Source organism: Gemella sp. 27098_8_149, assembly GCF_041433745.1.
Taxonomy (GTDB): Bacteria; Bacillota; Bacilli; order Staphylococcales; family Gemellaceae; genus Gemella.
This window is the reverse complement of the sequence record NZ_JAPWCB010000010.1, coordinates 46,505-62,444: the sequence shown is the minus strand read 5'-3', so window position 1 is coordinate 62,444 and position 15,940 is coordinate 46,505. Positions and strand designations below refer to the sequence as shown.

At 29.8% G+C, this 15,940-nt stretch carries 12 protein-coding genes; 3 read left to right on the top strand and 9 right to left on the bottom strand.

All coding sequences use genetic code 11. The features are described from left to right. Nucleotides 1-426: 426 nt before the first annotated feature. Together aspS and hisS are read right to left on the bottom strand one after the other, a co-directional pair. A complete protein-coding gene (aspS, locus tag O3801_RS05760) occupies nucleotides 427-2,199 on the bottom strand; it encodes an aspartate--tRNA ligase (protein WP_371454359.1) in 1,773 nt (590 codons plus the stop codon). Continuing rightward, entirely contained in the window at nucleotides 2,199-3,479 is a 1,281-nt protein-coding gene (gene hisS / locus O3801_RS05755; RefSeq protein WP_294681512.1) for a histidine--tRNA ligase, read from the bottom strand. The genes aspS and hisS overlap by 1 nt, the downstream gene beginning before the upstream one ends. Before the next feature lie 565 nt (nucleotides 3,480-4,044). On the opposite strand from hisS, the gene O3801_RS05750 reads away from it, so the two are divergent. Then, nucleotides 4,045-4,908 (top strand): hypothetical protein, encoded by an 864-nt coding sequence (locus O3801_RS05750; RefSeq protein WP_371454358.1) that lies wholly within the window; start codon nucleotides 4,045-4,047, stop codon nucleotides 4,906-4,908. A 30-nt stretch (nucleotides 4,909-4,938) separates the two neighbouring features. Here the strand turns inward: O3801_RS05750 and O3801_RS05745 are convergent, their stop codons facing one another. The 6 genes from O3801_RS05745 to O3801_RS05720 form a co-directional block, all read right to left on the bottom strand. Next, entirely contained in the window at nucleotides 4,939-5,322 is a 384-nt protein-coding gene (locus O3801_RS05745) for a RidA family protein (RefSeq protein ID WP_003147859.1), read from the bottom strand. Between the two features lie 305 nt (nucleotides 5,323-5,627). Beyond that, nucleotides 5,628-5,828 carry a cold-shock protein gene (locus tag O3801_RS05740; protein WP_003144740.1) on the bottom strand — a complete coding sequence of 67 codons (201 nt, stop codon included), beginning with the start codon at nucleotides 5,826-5,828 and terminating at the stop codon, nucleotides 5,628-5,630. Between the two features lie 365 nt (nucleotides 5,829-6,193). Next, on the bottom strand, nucleotides 6,194-6,673 hold the full coding sequence (gene rpoE, locus O3801_RS05735) for a DNA-directed RNA polymerase subunit delta (protein ID WP_060913557.1): 480 nt from the start codon (nucleotides 6,671-6,673) through the stop codon (nucleotides 6,194-6,196). 28 nt (nucleotides 6,674-6,701) lie between these two features. Further along, entirely contained in the window at nucleotides 6,702-8,336 is a 1,635-nt protein-coding gene (gene argS, locus O3801_RS05730; protein ID WP_371454357.1) for an arginine--tRNA ligase, read from the bottom strand. Between the two features lie 23 nt (nucleotides 8,337-8,359). Next, complete coding sequence (locus tag O3801_RS05725) at nucleotides 8,360-8,743, bottom strand: hypothetical protein (protein ID WP_371454356.1); 384 nt, start codon at nucleotides 8,741-8,743, stop codon at nucleotides 8,360-8,362. After that, complete coding sequence (locus O3801_RS05720) at nucleotides 8,736-10,655, bottom strand: ABC-F family ATP-binding cassette domain-containing protein (protein ID WP_371454355.1); 1,920 nt, start codon at nucleotides 10,653-10,655, stop codon at nucleotides 8,736-8,738. Before O3801_RS05720 ends, O3801_RS05725 begins: the two co-directional genes overlap by 8 nt. 422 nt (nucleotides 10,656-11,077) lie before the next feature. Between O3801_RS05720 and O3801_RS05715 the strand changes: the two genes are divergently transcribed. Further along, entirely contained in the window at nucleotides 11,078-11,758 is a 681-nt protein-coding gene (locus O3801_RS05715; protein WP_371454354.1) for a YdjY domain-containing protein, read from the top strand. Nucleotides 11,759-11,782: 24 nt separating this feature from the next. After that, the gene (locus tag O3801_RS05710; protein ID WP_371454353.1) at nucleotides 11,783-12,970 is read left to right on the top strand and encodes a TVP38/TMEM64 family protein; all 1,188 of its coding nucleotides are present in this window, start codon (nucleotides 11,783-11,785) and stop codon (nucleotides 12,968-12,970) included. A 354-nt stretch (nucleotides 12,971-13,324) separates the two neighbouring features. Here O3801_RS05710 and O3801_RS05705 read toward each other — a convergent pair whose 3' ends face one another. Further along, a complete protein-coding gene (locus O3801_RS05705; protein ID WP_371454352.1) occupies nucleotides 13,325-15,865 on the bottom strand; it encodes an ABC transporter permease in 2,541 nt (846 codons plus the stop codon). Nucleotides 15,866-15,940 lie beyond the last annotated feature (75 nt).

The window sequence follows — 15,940 nt, the reverse complement described above, 5'->3', positions numbered from 1 at the left end:
CGTTGCGATTAACAACTTTTATATTTTAACATTTTTAAATTTCTTTGTCAAGTCATTTTTAAAACTTTTTTTAAAAATGTTTTTTCGTCTTCATCAGAAGACTTTAATTATTTTATCATTTCTACGAATGTTTGTCAAGAAGTTTTTTTATATTTTTTAAAACTTTTTAACCGTTTACTTCGTTGAAATAATTGATTTTGTCTTTCTTCAAGACTTTTATAAGTTTATCATTTCTTTTATATTTTGTCAAGTGCTTTTTTATAATTTCTTAACATTTAATATTTTGAAATGTTTGATTGTTCGTCTTCTTCTTGAGAAGACTTTTACTATTCTATCATCTGTTTTACTTTATGTCAATACAAATTTTAAAAAAATCTGAGGAAAAGATTAACTCTTCCTCAGATATGCATTATATTACTATTTGATTTATTTTCTTAGTAATGAAATATTTAATTCTAACAACTGCTCTAGATCTACTGGTGATGGAGCTTGAGTCATTGGATCTGCTGCATTCGCAGTTTTAGGGAATGCAATTGTATCACGTAAGTTATCGCGTCCTGCTAATAACATAACGAATCTATCTAATCCTAATGCACATCCTCCGTGAGGTGGTACACCATATTCAAACGCATCTAATAAGAATCCGAATTGTTCTTGAGCTTGTTCTTGAGTGAATCCTAGCGCTTTGAACATAGAAGATTGTACTTCTTTATCGTATATACGGATACTACCTCCACCTAATTCATATCCATTAAGTACTATATCATAAGCTTGTGCATATGCTTTTTCTGGTGCTGTCTCTAATAGTTCAACATCTTCTACTTTTGGCATTGTGAATGGGTGGTGGGCTGCACTGTAACGACCTTTTTCTTCATCATATTCTAATAAAGGCCAGTTTACTACCCATAGATAATTGTATTTATCTTTATCAATTAAGTCCAGATCAGCTGCTAATTTTTGACGTAATGCACCTAGTGATGCGTAACATACTTTCTTACTATCTGCAGCAAATAGAATAATATCTCCAACTTCTGCATCTACACGAGCTACTAATTCTTGTGCTACTTCATCTGTAAAGAATTTAGCAATTGCTCCATTTAATCCTTCTTCTGTTACTTTAACCCATGCTAATCCTTTAGCTCCATAGTTTGCAACATATTTACCTAAAGCGTCAATATCTTTACGAGAATATTGCTCAGCACATCCTTTAGCTACGATACATTTTACTGCTCCACCTTGTTCTACTGCATTAGAGAATACTTTGAAGTCTAAGTTCTTCACAAGATCACTAACATCTTTTAATTCCATTCCGAAACGAGTATCTGGCTTATCACTACCAAATCTTTCCATCGCTTCTTCATAGTCAAGACGTGGGAATGGTAATACTACATCGATACCTTTAACTTCTTTCATTACATGAGCAATTAAACCTTCTATCATAGTAAGAATTTCTTCTTGTGACATAAAGCTCATTTCCATATCGATTTGTGTAAAGTCTGGTTGTCTATCTGCACGTAAGTCTTCATCACGGAAACAACGAGCTACTTGATAGTATCTGTCAAATCCAGCAACCATTAATAATTGTTTAAATAATTGTGGTGATTGAGGTAATGCATAGAATTCACCTGGGTGAACCCTACTTGGTACTAAGTAGTCACGTGCTCCTTCTGGAGTAGACTTAGTTAAAATTGGTGTTTCAACATCAACAAACATGTTGTTGTCTAAATAATCTCTAGTTGCTTTAGTAATTTTTGAACGTAAGTGTAATACTTCTGCAAGTTCTGTTCTTCTTAAGTCAAGGTAACGATATTTTAGACGTAGCTCTTCACTTGATAAACTTGCATCGTCTAATACGAATGGTAATGTTTTTGCTTTTGATAAAATTTCTAATTTATCAGCGATAACTTCTACTTTACCTGATGCAATTTTCTCGTTGACAGTAGCTTCATTTCTTAATACTACTTCTCCTTCAATAGAAACTACAAATTCGTTTCTTAAAGTTCCAGCTAGTTCATGTAATTCTGCATTTTTTTCTCCTGAGAATACACATTGAACTACACCCATTCTATCTCTTACATCAATGAAGATTAAGTTTCCAAGGTCACGACGTTTACTAACCCACCCTTTTAATGTTACTTTTTTTCCTACATATTTTTCATCTATACGACCAGCGTATTCCGTTCTTCCGTATGCGCTCATTATTTTTCTCCTCTCAATTTCTCTTGTAAATAATCAACAATGTTATCTAAGTTAATTGTTTCTTGTTCAAATGATTTCATATCTTTTACGACAAGTGTACCGTTTTCAAGTTCACTTTGTCCAATTATTATAGAATATTTTGCATTATATCTATCTGCAATCTTCATTTGAGCTTTCATTTTTTTATCGAAATAATCATTTTGTACGCTATATCCAGCTAATCTCAAATCATTAGTAAGTTTTACTCCAGCATTTGAAGCTTCTTCACCCATAGCAACTACAAACACATCGATTGTATCATCTATAGGTAATTCAATATTTTCACTTTCAAGTGCTAATAATAATCTTTCAATACTTAGGGCAAAACCAATACCTTTTTTATCTTCTGGTCCATCTAATAATTTAATTAAACCATTATAGCGACCACCACCACAAAGTGTTTTTAATTCCACTTCAGGATTATCTATCATAATCTCAAATGCAGTATGAGTATAGTAATCTAATCCGCGAACTAAATTATGATCAATTTCATATTTTACACCTAGTGCATCTAAGTGTTTTAGTACTTCGGCAAAATATTGTTTTGATTCCTCACCTAAGTAATCTAATAATTTTGGTGCTGATTTAATAAGTTCATGTCCTGCATCAACTTTACAATCTAAAATTCTCATAGGGTTTTTATAAAGTCGATTATTACAATCTTCACAAAACTCATTTATTCTAGGTTCAAAATGTTTTACTAACGCTTCATTATAAGCTTGTCTTTCTTCAGGATTACCTAAAGAGTTAATACTCACTTTGATATTTTCTATACCAAACATTCTGTAAATATTATACGCTAAGCTTATTACTTCAGCATCGATCTTTGGACTTTCTTCTCCAATAACCTCAACCCCATATTGGACAAATTGACGATAACGTCCTTTTTGTTTTCTTTCATATCTAAACATCGGACCAACATAGTATAGTTTTTGTGGTTGAATTGTTTTTGCAAATAATTTGTTTTCTATATATGAACGAACTGTTCCAGCAGTTCCCTCAGGTCTTAGTGTTAAAGATCTATTTCCTTTATCTTGGAAAGTATACATCTCTTTTTGAACAATGTCAGTAGTGTCTCCAACACCTCTACTGAATAATTCTGTTGATTCAAACATCGGTGTTCTAATTTCTTCATAGCAAAAGTTCTTGCTAATTTCTCTTAGTTTCCCTTCAATATACTGCCATTTAATACTTTCTTCAGGTAGTATATCTTGAGTTCCTCTCGGCATACTAATTACCATTTCATTCTCCTTTCAATGATTTATCTACAATTCATACTTCAATATAAATTAAAATCGCCCCATATAGCTCATACTATATGGGACGATAACTAAATTCGTGGTGCCACCCTAATTCATATCGAAATATCGATACCTTATTTTTAAATTATTAAGTTTTACAAAAAGTGTTACTTATTTTAATCATTAATATTTAATCTTTCAGCCTAGGGATTAAATTCTCTTTAATTAAAACATAAAATAAAATTCTTTTTACTTTTTTTGTCACGTTTCTTTTAAATATATTATACCAAACTATTATTATTGTCAAGAAATTATTATATATTTCATCTTATTATTTTTAAAATCCATCCCAAACATTCTAGCCCGTATATAAGATTATTTTTCTACAAAATTCAATATTAATAGCTACTATTTTTTTCACTATACTAGACATATCCTAAGCAACCAACCAGGTAAAATGCATATTTAAATTAATTACTTATTATTTACTTCACTTGATTTTTTTTCCTTAACATTATACAATAAATTATAGTTAAAGACATTAAAGAAAGGAGTGAACCCCTTTATGAAAAAAATAATCTCTGTTTTAATGCCTATATTAGCAATATTTTTCTTAGTAGGTGGTACATATTACTACCTTAATGCAGGAAATAAAAATTTCAAAGAAGAACATTCAAAATATATATCATTAATTAATGATTCATATGATTTTAAAACTGGCTTAAACGGCCTTGAAACTTTAACTACAGAAAAAGCTAAAGAAACATTAAGAAATATTGATAATGAAGTTAATATTGCTAGTGAACTAGTAAAAATCGATAATGCACTTAATAACGCAGACACAGAAACTGCTTATGAACGTTTAAAACAAGCAAAAAAATTAGACACAAATCATACTTTTTCAAAAGCAATTTCATATTTAGATACACAATTAGATAATTATGATAATGCTCTTACTGAGATTTTAGAATTAGATACAACTTCACCTAACTATGCTGATCAAGTTAAAACTATTATAGCTAAGTATGAATTTAAATACGAAGCCTTAAAAGAAAAATTATTAAATTCTGAAACCTCAGAATTAGAACAAGATCACAAAACTAATGTTACGAAAAAAGAAGAAACTAAAAAAGAAATAGAAAATAGAGTAGTCTCTAAAAAAGAAACTACATCTACTAATAAAAATTCTAATAGTACTAAGAATAATTCTACAGATACTAAAAAAGCTTCATCTATACCTAACACTCAAAATCATCCACAAATTATTGGTCAACAAGTACCAGAGACATATAATACTATTCGTTACACCCAAGAAGGTAGCACTAGTAGAAGTATTATCGAAAATGAATTAAAAGGCGATATCTCTAACTTTACCAATGAGGAAATAAACGCTGCAATCGCAAGCTATAACGCAAAAAATCAAGGATAACAATGACTATCCTTGATTTTTTCTATTTTCTTATTTTTCTACAGCAATAACTTCGATCTCTATATTACCACCTAATGGTAGTGCTGCTACTTGGAAAGCAGATCTAGCAGGAAGTACATCGTTGAATTGTTCAGCATATACTTTATTCACTTCAGCAAAATCAGCAATATCTTTTAATAATACTAATGATTTTACAACATGATTCATAGAACTCCCAGCTTCCTCTAAAACTGCCTCAATATTTTTAAATACTTGTTTCGCTTCTTCGATAACCCCACCTTCAACTATTTTTCCAGTTTCTGGGTTAATTCCTAATTGACCCGAGCAAAAAATTAGATTCCCTACTTTGTTTGCTTGTACATATGGTCCCACAGCTTTTGGTGCTTTTGGTGTATTTACTTCTGTAATTTTCATCTTATAAATCTCCTTTTATTTTGATAAACTATCAAATTTTGGTCAATATTCCATTACGAAAGTATATTAAAGAAATTTATCTTCTTTTAAATAGCCTCTGTAACAAATGATATCTTATACCTTTTCACTTTATTATAATTTATTACAGAAAATTTTTCAATAAAATCGTATTCGTTTTCAATATATTCCCATTATAGTAACTTTCTGATATTTTCCAATCGATTTATATTAATTTCTAGTCTAAAAAAATAAAAAAAGCTATAACTAGACTTAATAATCTAATTATAACTCTTTCAAATTTCTAATTAAAGAACAACTACGTTAGCTGCTTGTGGTCCACGAGCACCGTCTTCAACTTCAAATTCAACTTTATCGCCTTCTTTTAAAGTTTTGAATCCGTCTTTTTTAATACTTGAGAAGTGAACAAAAATATCTTTTTCTCCTGCTACTTCGATAAATCCGAATCCTTTTTCCTCGTTAAACCATTTTACTGTACCTTGTTTCATAAGTTACAATCTCCTTTATATTTTTTTATTATCAATAATCAATCGTATTCTTGCTGTTAAAGATAATAAATAAAATAAATGTGTATTGTGTTAATCACTTAAAAAACTTAGAACCTGTATTACAATTTTTACTATATGTTTTATTGACTTTCTCCATTATACTTCATACAGAAAGTATATGCAACTAAAAAGACTTATAAAAATGGGACTGACCCCAAAAAAAGTGTATATGAGAACTCATAGACGCAGTGGTTTATTGATATCTAAATTCGCTTTATAAAAGCTTTTTAGATATCTAATAAACTGTGCGGAGGTGACTCGACAAAATCGATTTCTACGAAATCACGATTTTTGAGTCACTCCCATTAAAACTCTTCTTCTTCAGTTGCAATGTTGAATTTTGATACAATACCTTCATTATCAAAATCGAAGACATCTTCACTCTCTTCCATATCTTCTTCTTCGATTAGAGCATCAACTTCATCATGGATATCTTCTTGTTCTTCTTCTCCAAGCTCTTCAATATCATCTTCATCATCGATTTCAAATTTTTGTACACTTGGTTCAACGAAGTTTTTAATATCTTCTACGAATAAACTATCTCTTAATTTCCAACTACCATCTTCTACACATACAAAACGACCATCTAGGTTTAGATCAGTGTAGAAATATGCAGCTTGTGCAGTAAATTCTTCCTCGTCAACATTTCTTAATGGTTTAATATAATCTAGGAAATCATAAATATTTAATTTTTCAATTCCTTCTTCTACCATGTATGCATAACATAAATCAATTAGTGACATTTCCTTAATTTTTTCTGCGCTTAAATCTTTTAATTTTACCATTTATATTAGATTCCCTTCTTTTTATTTATTACATTTTTTCTGGAGCTGAAACTCCGATTAAGTCTAAAGCATTTCTTAAAGTTATCTTAACAGCAGTGATTAATGCTAGGTAACTTTGAGTTTGTTCTTTATTTTCAGTTATTACTTTGTTATTATTATAGAATTTGTGGAATGAACTTGCAAGACTTTGTAAATAATTACAAATTCTGTGTGGTTCATAATTTTTAGCTGCTTGTGCAACTATTTCTGGATAATATGCTAAGTTTTTCAGTAAGTCTACTGAGTACTCATCTGTTAATAATTCATAATCACAGTTATTAACATCATATTCAACTTGTTCAGCTGCTTGACGTAAGATTGAGCAAATTCTAGCGTGGGCATATTGAACATAGTATAGTGGGTTATCACTTGATTGTTCTTTTGCCACTGCAAAATCAAAGTCTAAGTGACTATCTGCACTTCTCATTACTAAGAAGTAACGAGCAGCGTCAGCACCTACTTCATCTATTAAATCACGAAGTGTAATTGCTTTACCTGTTCTCTTACTCATTTTTACAACTTCACCATTATTTAGAAGTTGTACCATTTGCATAATTAGAACTTCTAATTGCTCTGCTTTGTATCCCATAGCAACGATACTTGCTTTTAATCTTGCAATATACCCGTGATGATCTGCACCAAGTACATCTAGTAATAAATCAAATCCGCGATCTAATTTATTTTTGTGATAAGCTATGTCACTAGTTAAGTACGTTAGTGAACCATCTGCTTTAATTAATACACGGTCTTTATCATCACCTGTACCTAAAGCTGTTGTCTCTAACCATAAAGCTCCATCTTTTTCATAAACAAACCCTTGTTCTCTTAAAGATTCTAAAGCTTTATCTACAAGACCATTTTCATATAATGACTTTTCACTGAAGAACACATCGTACTCTAGTCCAAAATCTCCTAAGTCTTTTTTAATATTTTCCATTTCATATGCTACTGCATACTCACGAATAAACTCATTTAAGTCTTCTCTTTCTAATAATGATTCACCAAATTCGTCTTTTAGTTTTTGACCTAGAACTTTAATATCTTCACCGTGGTAAGCATCATCCGGCATTTCAGCATCCATACCTAGTGCTTGTTTATAACGAACTATTGCAGAAATTACTAGATTATTAATTTGATTACCAGCATCATTAATATAGTATTCACGAGATAAATCATATCCTGATTTTTTCATTATTCTTGCTAATGAATCAGAATATGCAGCATTTCTAGCGTGTCCTACGTGTAACGTTCCAGTTGGGTTAGCTGATACATACTCTAAAAGAACTTTTTTACCTTGTCCAATGTTGTTTTCCCCATATTTAAAATCGTCTTCTAAGATTTTCCCAACAACACTTCCAAGACTTGATTTTTTAACGAAAAAGTTAATAAATCCTGGTCCAGCTATTTCAATTTTTTCTACCGCTTCATCTTCTTCTATATTACTAATTATTTCCTCGGCAATAACTCTAGGGTTTTTACGTAAAACTCTCGTTAATTGCATCGCCACATTTGAAGAAAAATCTCCATTATCTGTGTTTTTCGGAGTTTCTACATGAATATCTACTCCATCGATTTCTAATTTGGCTAAAGAATTTTGTATTAATTCTACTATTTTATTTTTCACCAAAAATTCCTCCTAATTACCTACTATATATTTTTCACTAATATTTTCAATTTATTTTGCTGTTTATCATTACTTCCGAAATGTATATTGTACACTATTTCGTATAAAGTAATGCTATTTTTTGTTTTTTTACTTATATTTACAAGCTGTGTTTCTAATTTCATCTGACCATATTGCGTACTGTAGTCATTACTTGTTTTCGTATATGCTAAGTACATTTTTGAATCGTCTTTTTCTATACTAACACTTTCTTTTATTTTGTCAATAAAAATCTCTATTTTTTTGTTATTTTTATCACTATAGCTTATTTTTTCACTACTTGTTTGCTCTAAAAAACTTCCTACACAAGATTCCTCATGTATTTTTTCAGAGTCAACATAAGTCGTTATTTTAATTTTACTATCCATTAATACTCTCTAATTCCTCTTCAATTTCTAACCAAGAATCATTTAACTCTTCTAATTCAGAAGATAGTTGTTTTAACTGCTCATTAAATTCTTGAGTTTTTATCATATCAGTATAAACTTCCTCTTTGGCAAGTTCATTATTTACAGCTTGTATTTCTTCTTCTAAAGTTTCAATTTTATTCATCAACTCATCACGAGTTCTCTCTAATTTTCGAACACGTCTTTTTGCCTCTTTATCTAGTATATAGTTATTCGCTTCTTTTTCAACAACTACTTCTTCATTTTGTTTAGTTAGTTGTTGAGCTATTCTCTCTTGCTCTCTTTTTTCTAAATAGTAATCATAATTTCCTAAGTACATATTATGACCATTATCAGTAATATCTAGTACTTTATTAGCTATCTTATTAATGAAATACCTATCGTGACTGACAAAAAGAATAGTCCCTTCGTAATTTTTTAATGCCTCTTCTAATACTTGCTTACTAGTAATGTCAAGGTGGTTAGTCGGCTCATCTAATATAAGAAGATTATTTTTCTCTAGCATCAATTTAGCAAGTTGCAGTCTCGCTTTTTCTCCACCAGAAAGATCTCTTACTATCTTAAGAACATCATCGCCTCTAAATAAAAATCTACCAAGCACCGTTCTTACTTCCGCCTCCTTCATTAAAGGATATTCATCCCACAATTCATTTAATATTGTTTTTGAAGATTCAAACTCTGCTTGTTTTTGATCATAGTATCCTAATGACACTTTGCTTCCATATTGAACAGAACCAGAAATTTCTTTTTGTCTCTTAGCTATAGTTTTTATTAATGTCGATTTCCCTATCCCATTTCTTCCAACTACTGCTATCCTATCACCTTTATATACAGAAAGATTATAACTCTGACCAACTTTAGTTCCATTATAACCCACTTGTAAATCACTAATCGTAAGAACATCACGACCACTTTGTTCCTTAATTAGGAACTCTATACCCGCTGCCTTATCATCTTTTTTTGGATTATCAATAAGATCCATCTTATCTAATACTTTTTGACGACTTTTAGCCATTTTACTAGTAGATGCTCTAGCAATATTTTTCTGAACAAACTCTTCTAATTTTTTTATATCCTTCTGTTGACTCGTATATTCTTTTAGTTGTTTTTCATAATCTTCTTCATATTGTACTAGGAATTTCGAATAGTTACCTACATACTTTTTAAGTTTACCGAATTCTAAGTTATATACAACATTTACAACTTTATCTAAAAAATATCTATCGTGACTGACTATAACGATTGCCCCATTGTATGAAGAAAGATAATTTTCTAACCATGCTACATTTTCCATATCAAGGTGGTTGGTCGGTTCATCTAAGACTAATAGATCTGGCTCACTTAATAATAATTTAGCCATTGATAACCTTGTTTTTTCTCCACCAGAGAAAGTACTTATTTTTTTATCAAAAACATCTTTTGTAAAATCTAGTCCATAAAGAACACTCTCTATCTTACTTTTATAATGATAATCCTTATGTGTTAACACTTCATTTTGCAATCTATCAAATTTATTAAGTAGCGTTGGATCATTTTCTATATTTTCTGGAGTCAATTCAAATGAAAGTTTTTCTAATTCTGCTTCTAATGTAATAATTTCATCAAAACATGTAATCATCTCTTCATAAATTGACAAATCTTCTCTTACGATAAATTCTTGAGATAAATACCCTACAGTTGTATTTTTAGATATAGTTCTCTCTCCACTATCAAAACTAATAGCACCAGATATAATTTTTAATAACGTACTCTTCCCCGCACCATTTCTTCCTACAATGGCAACACGATCTTTATCATTAATTTCTAATTTTACATTTGAAAAAATTTCATTAACTACGAAATTCTTTGTTACATTATTTAATTGAATTAACATTTTCTTCTCCTTTCTCTAGTTTCTTACATATATTCATTAAAATTTCATGTTTTCATCTATAACTGAAATATTATACCATATTTCAAGTTATTTCGCTAATAATTATAATGCTTAATTTAATATAAACTGTATCCTTCAGCAATTGATAACAACTATCAGTGAATTGTTTTATATTATTCATCAGTCTTATAATCTAGAATATACAAATTATAATAAATTATTTATTTACTATATATTTCTTTTTATGATTTTTGTACATATTGTATATTTAAAATACAATAATATTTTCCATCAATTAAAAATACTCTTGCTATACTATTAATTAAATTTATAGAATATTTTATATAGAATATTGTTCAGTTTTTCTATAAATGTTATAATACAAATATATAATAAATTTATAGAATAGGGGGGCTTCTTTTATGAAACCAAAAAAAATATTATCAGTCCTTATGGCTGCCGGATTAGCATTTACTGCTGTTGGATGTAGCAGTTCATCTAATTCAACATCACAAAATTCAAACCAACCTGCAGACTACGTAGCAGGCGTATCATTAGACAAACCTATTAAAGTAGATAAAGAAGCAGGTACTATTACTGTTCTTACGAAAATTAACGGTAAATACTTCGATGAAGCAACAAGACATAACTCTGTAGAACAAAGCGGTACAAACGGTGCAAAATCAATCTTCACAGCATTTGCTAAACCAGAAGAATTCTACAATGCTCTAATTGAGATTGGTGCAAAACCTGGAAATAACATGAATCCAAACAATGCGACTACTACTCATGTAGAAGGAACTCCAATTAAAGCTGAAATTACTTGGAATGGTGCCGATAAAAAATATGATATCAATGAAGTAGTAAAAGACAGTAATGGAAAACAAATCGATTTCCGCTTCGGTGGTAACTTAGAGCGTGCTATTGATAAAAATACAGGATGTTTATCTTGTTTAGATAGCTGCCCTGTTGGTATTATCTCAAATACTACTTACACTTATGGAGCTGTTGAAACTCGTAAAGAAGTTAAGTTCACTGGTAACGAAAATATCCTACCTGAAGATGGAACATATGCAGCTGTTATCTACAGCATCAAAAAATAGTAATTAATATCAAGGAGAGATTTAATGAAACGATTAAGACTGTTATTTTATTTTACTAGTGTTGGTATCGCCGTAGGTTATTTCTTCGCATTTCTACTATTCTTCTTTACACAGTTTGAAATGTTAGCTGACCAAAGTCTTGTAATTTTCGTTTGGACTGTTTATGGTATCATGACAGGATTGTATTTCAAACGAATTAATCGTAAGTATACATTCTTTATTATTGAAGCGATAATACTTTTAATGGCACTGTTCTCAGGAAAAACTAAAACATTATTATATATCGCACGAGAAGTATTACACGCTGGTTCTCTTAACCAAATTAAGATTCCATTTATCATTGGTGTTATTATTGTTAACTTAATCAACCTTTATATCATTCTAACACTATCTAAATACCAAAAAGTATATACTAAAGAAGAACTTAAAGCATTAAAAGAAAAAGAAGTAAAACTTAGTGATTTAAGAGAAGTTGATCCTGAAGAAGAGAAAAAATTAAAAGAGCAACGTAAAAAAGTTAGATATATTACAATCGCTTGTTTCGCAATTTTCTTCGCAGTTTACTTTACAGTACCTAGTTTTAAAACTGGTATTAATACAGCATTCGCTACTTTATCACAATTTGATACAAATGCAGTAATCGAATATCTACGTGGATGGGGTGCTTGGGCTGCAGTTGTTTCTGGAGTTCTTATGGTCCTTCAATCTATAGCAGCACCTATTCCAGCATTTTTAATCACATTATCTAACGCTGCTATCTTCGGTTGGGTAATCGGTGCTGTTCTATCTTGGTCAACTGCTATGATTGGTGCGGCTGTATGTTTCTACATCGCTCGCGGTCTTGGACGTGATGTAGTTGAAAAACTAACAAGTAAAGGTGCTATGGCAAGTATCGACGTCTTCTTCGAACGCTACGGAGACAAAGCTATTCTTATTTGTCGATTATTACCATTCGTATCATTCGACTTCGTTAGTTACGCTGCTGGACTTACAAATATGAATTTCTGGAGATTCTTTATCGCTACAGGAATCGGACAATTACCAGCAACAATAGTTTACTCATACGTTGGTGGTACACTTTCTGGTGGAGTAAGAAATATGTTCATCGGATTAATGTGTTTATTCGCACTATCAATCGTAATTGGTATAATGAAAAAAATCTATAACGACAAACATAAAAAAGAAGAAGAGCTTAGCGCCGCTTCTAACTAACAAACAAAAACAACTAGAAATGATATTTTTCATCTCTAGTTGTTTTTTTTTATTCATTAAGCAGTAATTCCCACTTGGTTAAAATATTTCATAAATAGGAATTTCTCTACACCTATTTCTACGTTTTCTCCTATATTTAATCTATAGTCAATATACACATCTATTCCATCAACTACATATTTTGAATATAATTCTTTATCGAATTTGCTTGCTATCGAAACCCCGATAACTTTATTTACTCTTCCGCCTCAACAAGCTTGTTGAAATAGTGATACTAATATATAGTTTTTATTTTTATCTTTTAATAATTGTTTTGCTTCATCATTTATTATAATTGCCATTTTTTCTCCTATTCTACTCTATTGCCTTAAGAGCTTCTACCATGTTTACTTTTTTCAGTTTTTTATGCATTACTATCATTACAACTATAGTAATCAATATTGTTATACCCGATGCTAATAAATAAACTACTAAAGGTACTTTACTACTAAACATCATATCTCTACCCGCGAGTTCTAGTATTATCTTCAAGTACATTTTGTAACCAAGGTAATTACCTAAAATAATACCTACCCCACTTAAGTAAAAGATTTCTCTAAATACATAAATAGTTACTTCACTTGGATAAAAACCAAGAACCTTTATCGTTGATAATTCTCTAATTCTCTCAGATACATTAACGTTTATTAAATTATATAATACTACAAGTGCTAAGGTAACTGAACAGATCACCATGACCGCTACTATTATATCAATTCCTTTAATAAAATTATCAAGTATTTCTTGTATTTTAGAATTGTCGCTTATATTCACTATGTCACTATTATTATTTAAATTACTTACTACACTTTCTACAGTTTCCTTACCTCCTGTAGTTTGTACTAAAAACGTATTATCCTTATATTGTTTTTGGAATACTGATTCATAATAGTCTTTATTAATATATATTGTATGTCCAAAGTAATTTTTATTAATTTTACCAACGGTAAGTATGTATTCTTTATTGTTTACAATTACATTGAAACTATCTCCAACATTCAATTTGTGTAAATACGCCAGTTTTTCACTAACTACAGCTGCATCAACTGGCAAGTTGATTCCTTTATCATCATTATCAGTTAATGTAATATAATTTTTATAATCATCTTTATTTACAGTTATCAACTGTGCAGAATCAACAATTTCATTATTACTCTCGAAAGTAGCAAGTTGAATATTTACTTTGGTGCTAGCTTTAACATTCTTATTATTATCAATATCTTTTTGAAGCTTTCCCACACTCTCATTGCCTATATAAGGATTATAAGTAGCTGCAATATCTACCTTATTAATTACTTTGAATTGCTCATTAGAAATATTTATTACCCCATAACGAATACCAAAACCTATAAACATAAGAGTTAGACATCCTGCGACTCCAAAAATTGTCATTAACATTCTAATTTTATAACGAAAAATATTTCTAAAGGTTACCTTTCTTAAAAAGCTAAGCCTTGACCAAATAAATGGTATTCTTTCTAAAAATATCCTACTTCCTCCACTAGGGGCCTTAGGACGTAACAAATACGCACTCTTTTCTCTTAAATTTCTTCTAAGCGGGATATAAATAGCTAAACTTACACATCCTAGTGAAATAACAAAAGCTGCGATAAGTATACTCGGTGTGTATACGATCTCCGGTGTATTAAAAGTGAAAAACCTTGCATAAGAATTATATATTATTGGCACAATTACTAAATACGCTCCGATAATTCCTAATATCGTACCTATCAAGGTAGATAACCCACCATATACAAAGTATTTTCTAGAAATTTGATAATTACTGTATCCTAGCGATTTAAGAGTACCTATGTTTATTCTGTTTTCATCTATCATTCTAGTTAAAGTAGTAAGTGAAACCAAAATCGATACAACGAATAAGAATATTGAAAAAACATTCGCAACAAAGGTTAAACTACTCGCAGAATCTATAAATTGAGCATAGTTTTTTAAACCTCTAATATTTTCTACTGAGAATCTAGGATAACTTTCTTCCGAAAGACTGGCTTTTCCAACATTTAGTTGCTTTTTATTATCATCAATCTCTTTTTGAGCTTTGTTCAGTTTTTCTAATTGTTCATTATAACTTTTATTGTCTACATTTTTTAGTAATTCAAGTTTTGTTTTAACGCTATTAAGTTGTTCTTGTGCTTGATTTATTACTTTTTCATTTTCATTTAATTTTTTATTATTTTTATCTAAATAATTTTTCTCATCAATTTTCTGCTGAGTTTTTAATTTTTCTATCAGACTATCTCTAGTCTTATTAACTTCTATAATATAATCTTTATCACTATACTTATAGTTAATATTTTTAAGCTTTATATTTACTCCACTTACATTTTCAAATTTAAAAACATCTCTTTTTACATATCCAAAATAATCTTTATTAGCTAAATTATTATTAGAAACCTCAATATGATCTGCTCCTTGAACAAAACCAACCACTTTAAACTTATTGTGTTTTAAAGTATTACTTTCACTTTTATCAGAAATAAATGAAATCTCATCTCCAATTTTATAACTACTTTGAAGAGACTCAACTAAAGCTATTTCTCCGTCATTATTAGGTAAAGTACCTTCGGTTACCTTAGGTAAAACTAATTTTTCGGGTAAAGATTCAACATTTACAAAGTCATTACTATTACTTATCTGTAGTTTTTTTATAAAATAACTCTCACTTAAATCAATATTATCCAGAGTATTTATAATTTTCATATCCTCTTCATTGATTCCAAAATTATGACTTACTCGTAAATCATACATCTTATGGCGTTCTATGTACTTATTATAGGTATTCACCATAGCAGGTGATGTTTCTTTTAAACCTACAAAGATAAAAACTCCCAGAAACATTATTATCATTATCGATATAAACTTCGACTTTGTTTTTGATATTTCTCTTAATATATCTCTATTTATTGCTCTCAT

Excerpts from the sequence above, each read along its gene's own strand:
- aspS (WP_371454359.1), bottom strand. The coding sequence starts at position 2,199 with ATGAGCGCATACGGAAGAACGGAATACGCTGGTCGTATAGATGAAAAA.
- hisS (WP_294681512.1), bottom strand. The coding sequence starts at position 3,479 with ATGGTAATTAGTATGCCGAGAGGAACTCAAGATATACTACCTGAAGAA.
- O3801_RS05750 (WP_371454358.1), top strand. The coding sequence starts at position 4,045 with ATGAAAAAAATAATCTCTGTTTTAATGCCTATATTAGCAATATTTTTC.
- O3801_RS05745 (WP_003147859.1), bottom strand. The coding sequence starts at position 5,322 with ATGAAAATTACAGAAGTAAATACACCAAAAGCACCAAAAGCTGTGGGA.
- O3801_RS05740 (WP_003144740.1), bottom strand. The coding sequence starts at position 5,828 with ATGAAACAAGGTACAGTAAAATGGTTTAACGAGGAAAAAGGATTCGGA.
- rpoE (WP_060913557.1), bottom strand. The coding sequence starts at position 6,673 with ATGGTAAAATTAAAAGATTTAAGCGCAGAAAAAATTAAGGAAATGTCA.
- O3801_RS05725 (WP_371454356.1), bottom strand. The coding sequence starts at position 8,743 with ATGGATAGTAAAATTAAAATAACGACTTATGTTGACTCTGAAAAAATA.
- O3801_RS05720 (WP_371454355.1), bottom strand. The coding sequence starts at position 10,655 with ATGTTAATTCAATTAAATAATGTAACAAAGAATTTCGTAGTTAATGAA.
- O3801_RS05715 (WP_371454354.1), top strand. The coding sequence starts at position 11,078 with ATGAAACCAAAAAAAATATTATCAGTCCTTATGGCTGCCGGATTAGCA.
- O3801_RS05710 (WP_371454353.1), top strand. The coding sequence starts at position 11,783 with ATGAAACGATTAAGACTGTTATTTTATTTTACTAGTGTTGGTATCGCC.
- O3801_RS05705 (WP_371454352.1), bottom strand. The coding sequence starts at position 15,865 with ATGTTTCTGGGAGTTTTTATCTTTGTAGGTTTAAAAGAAACATCACCT.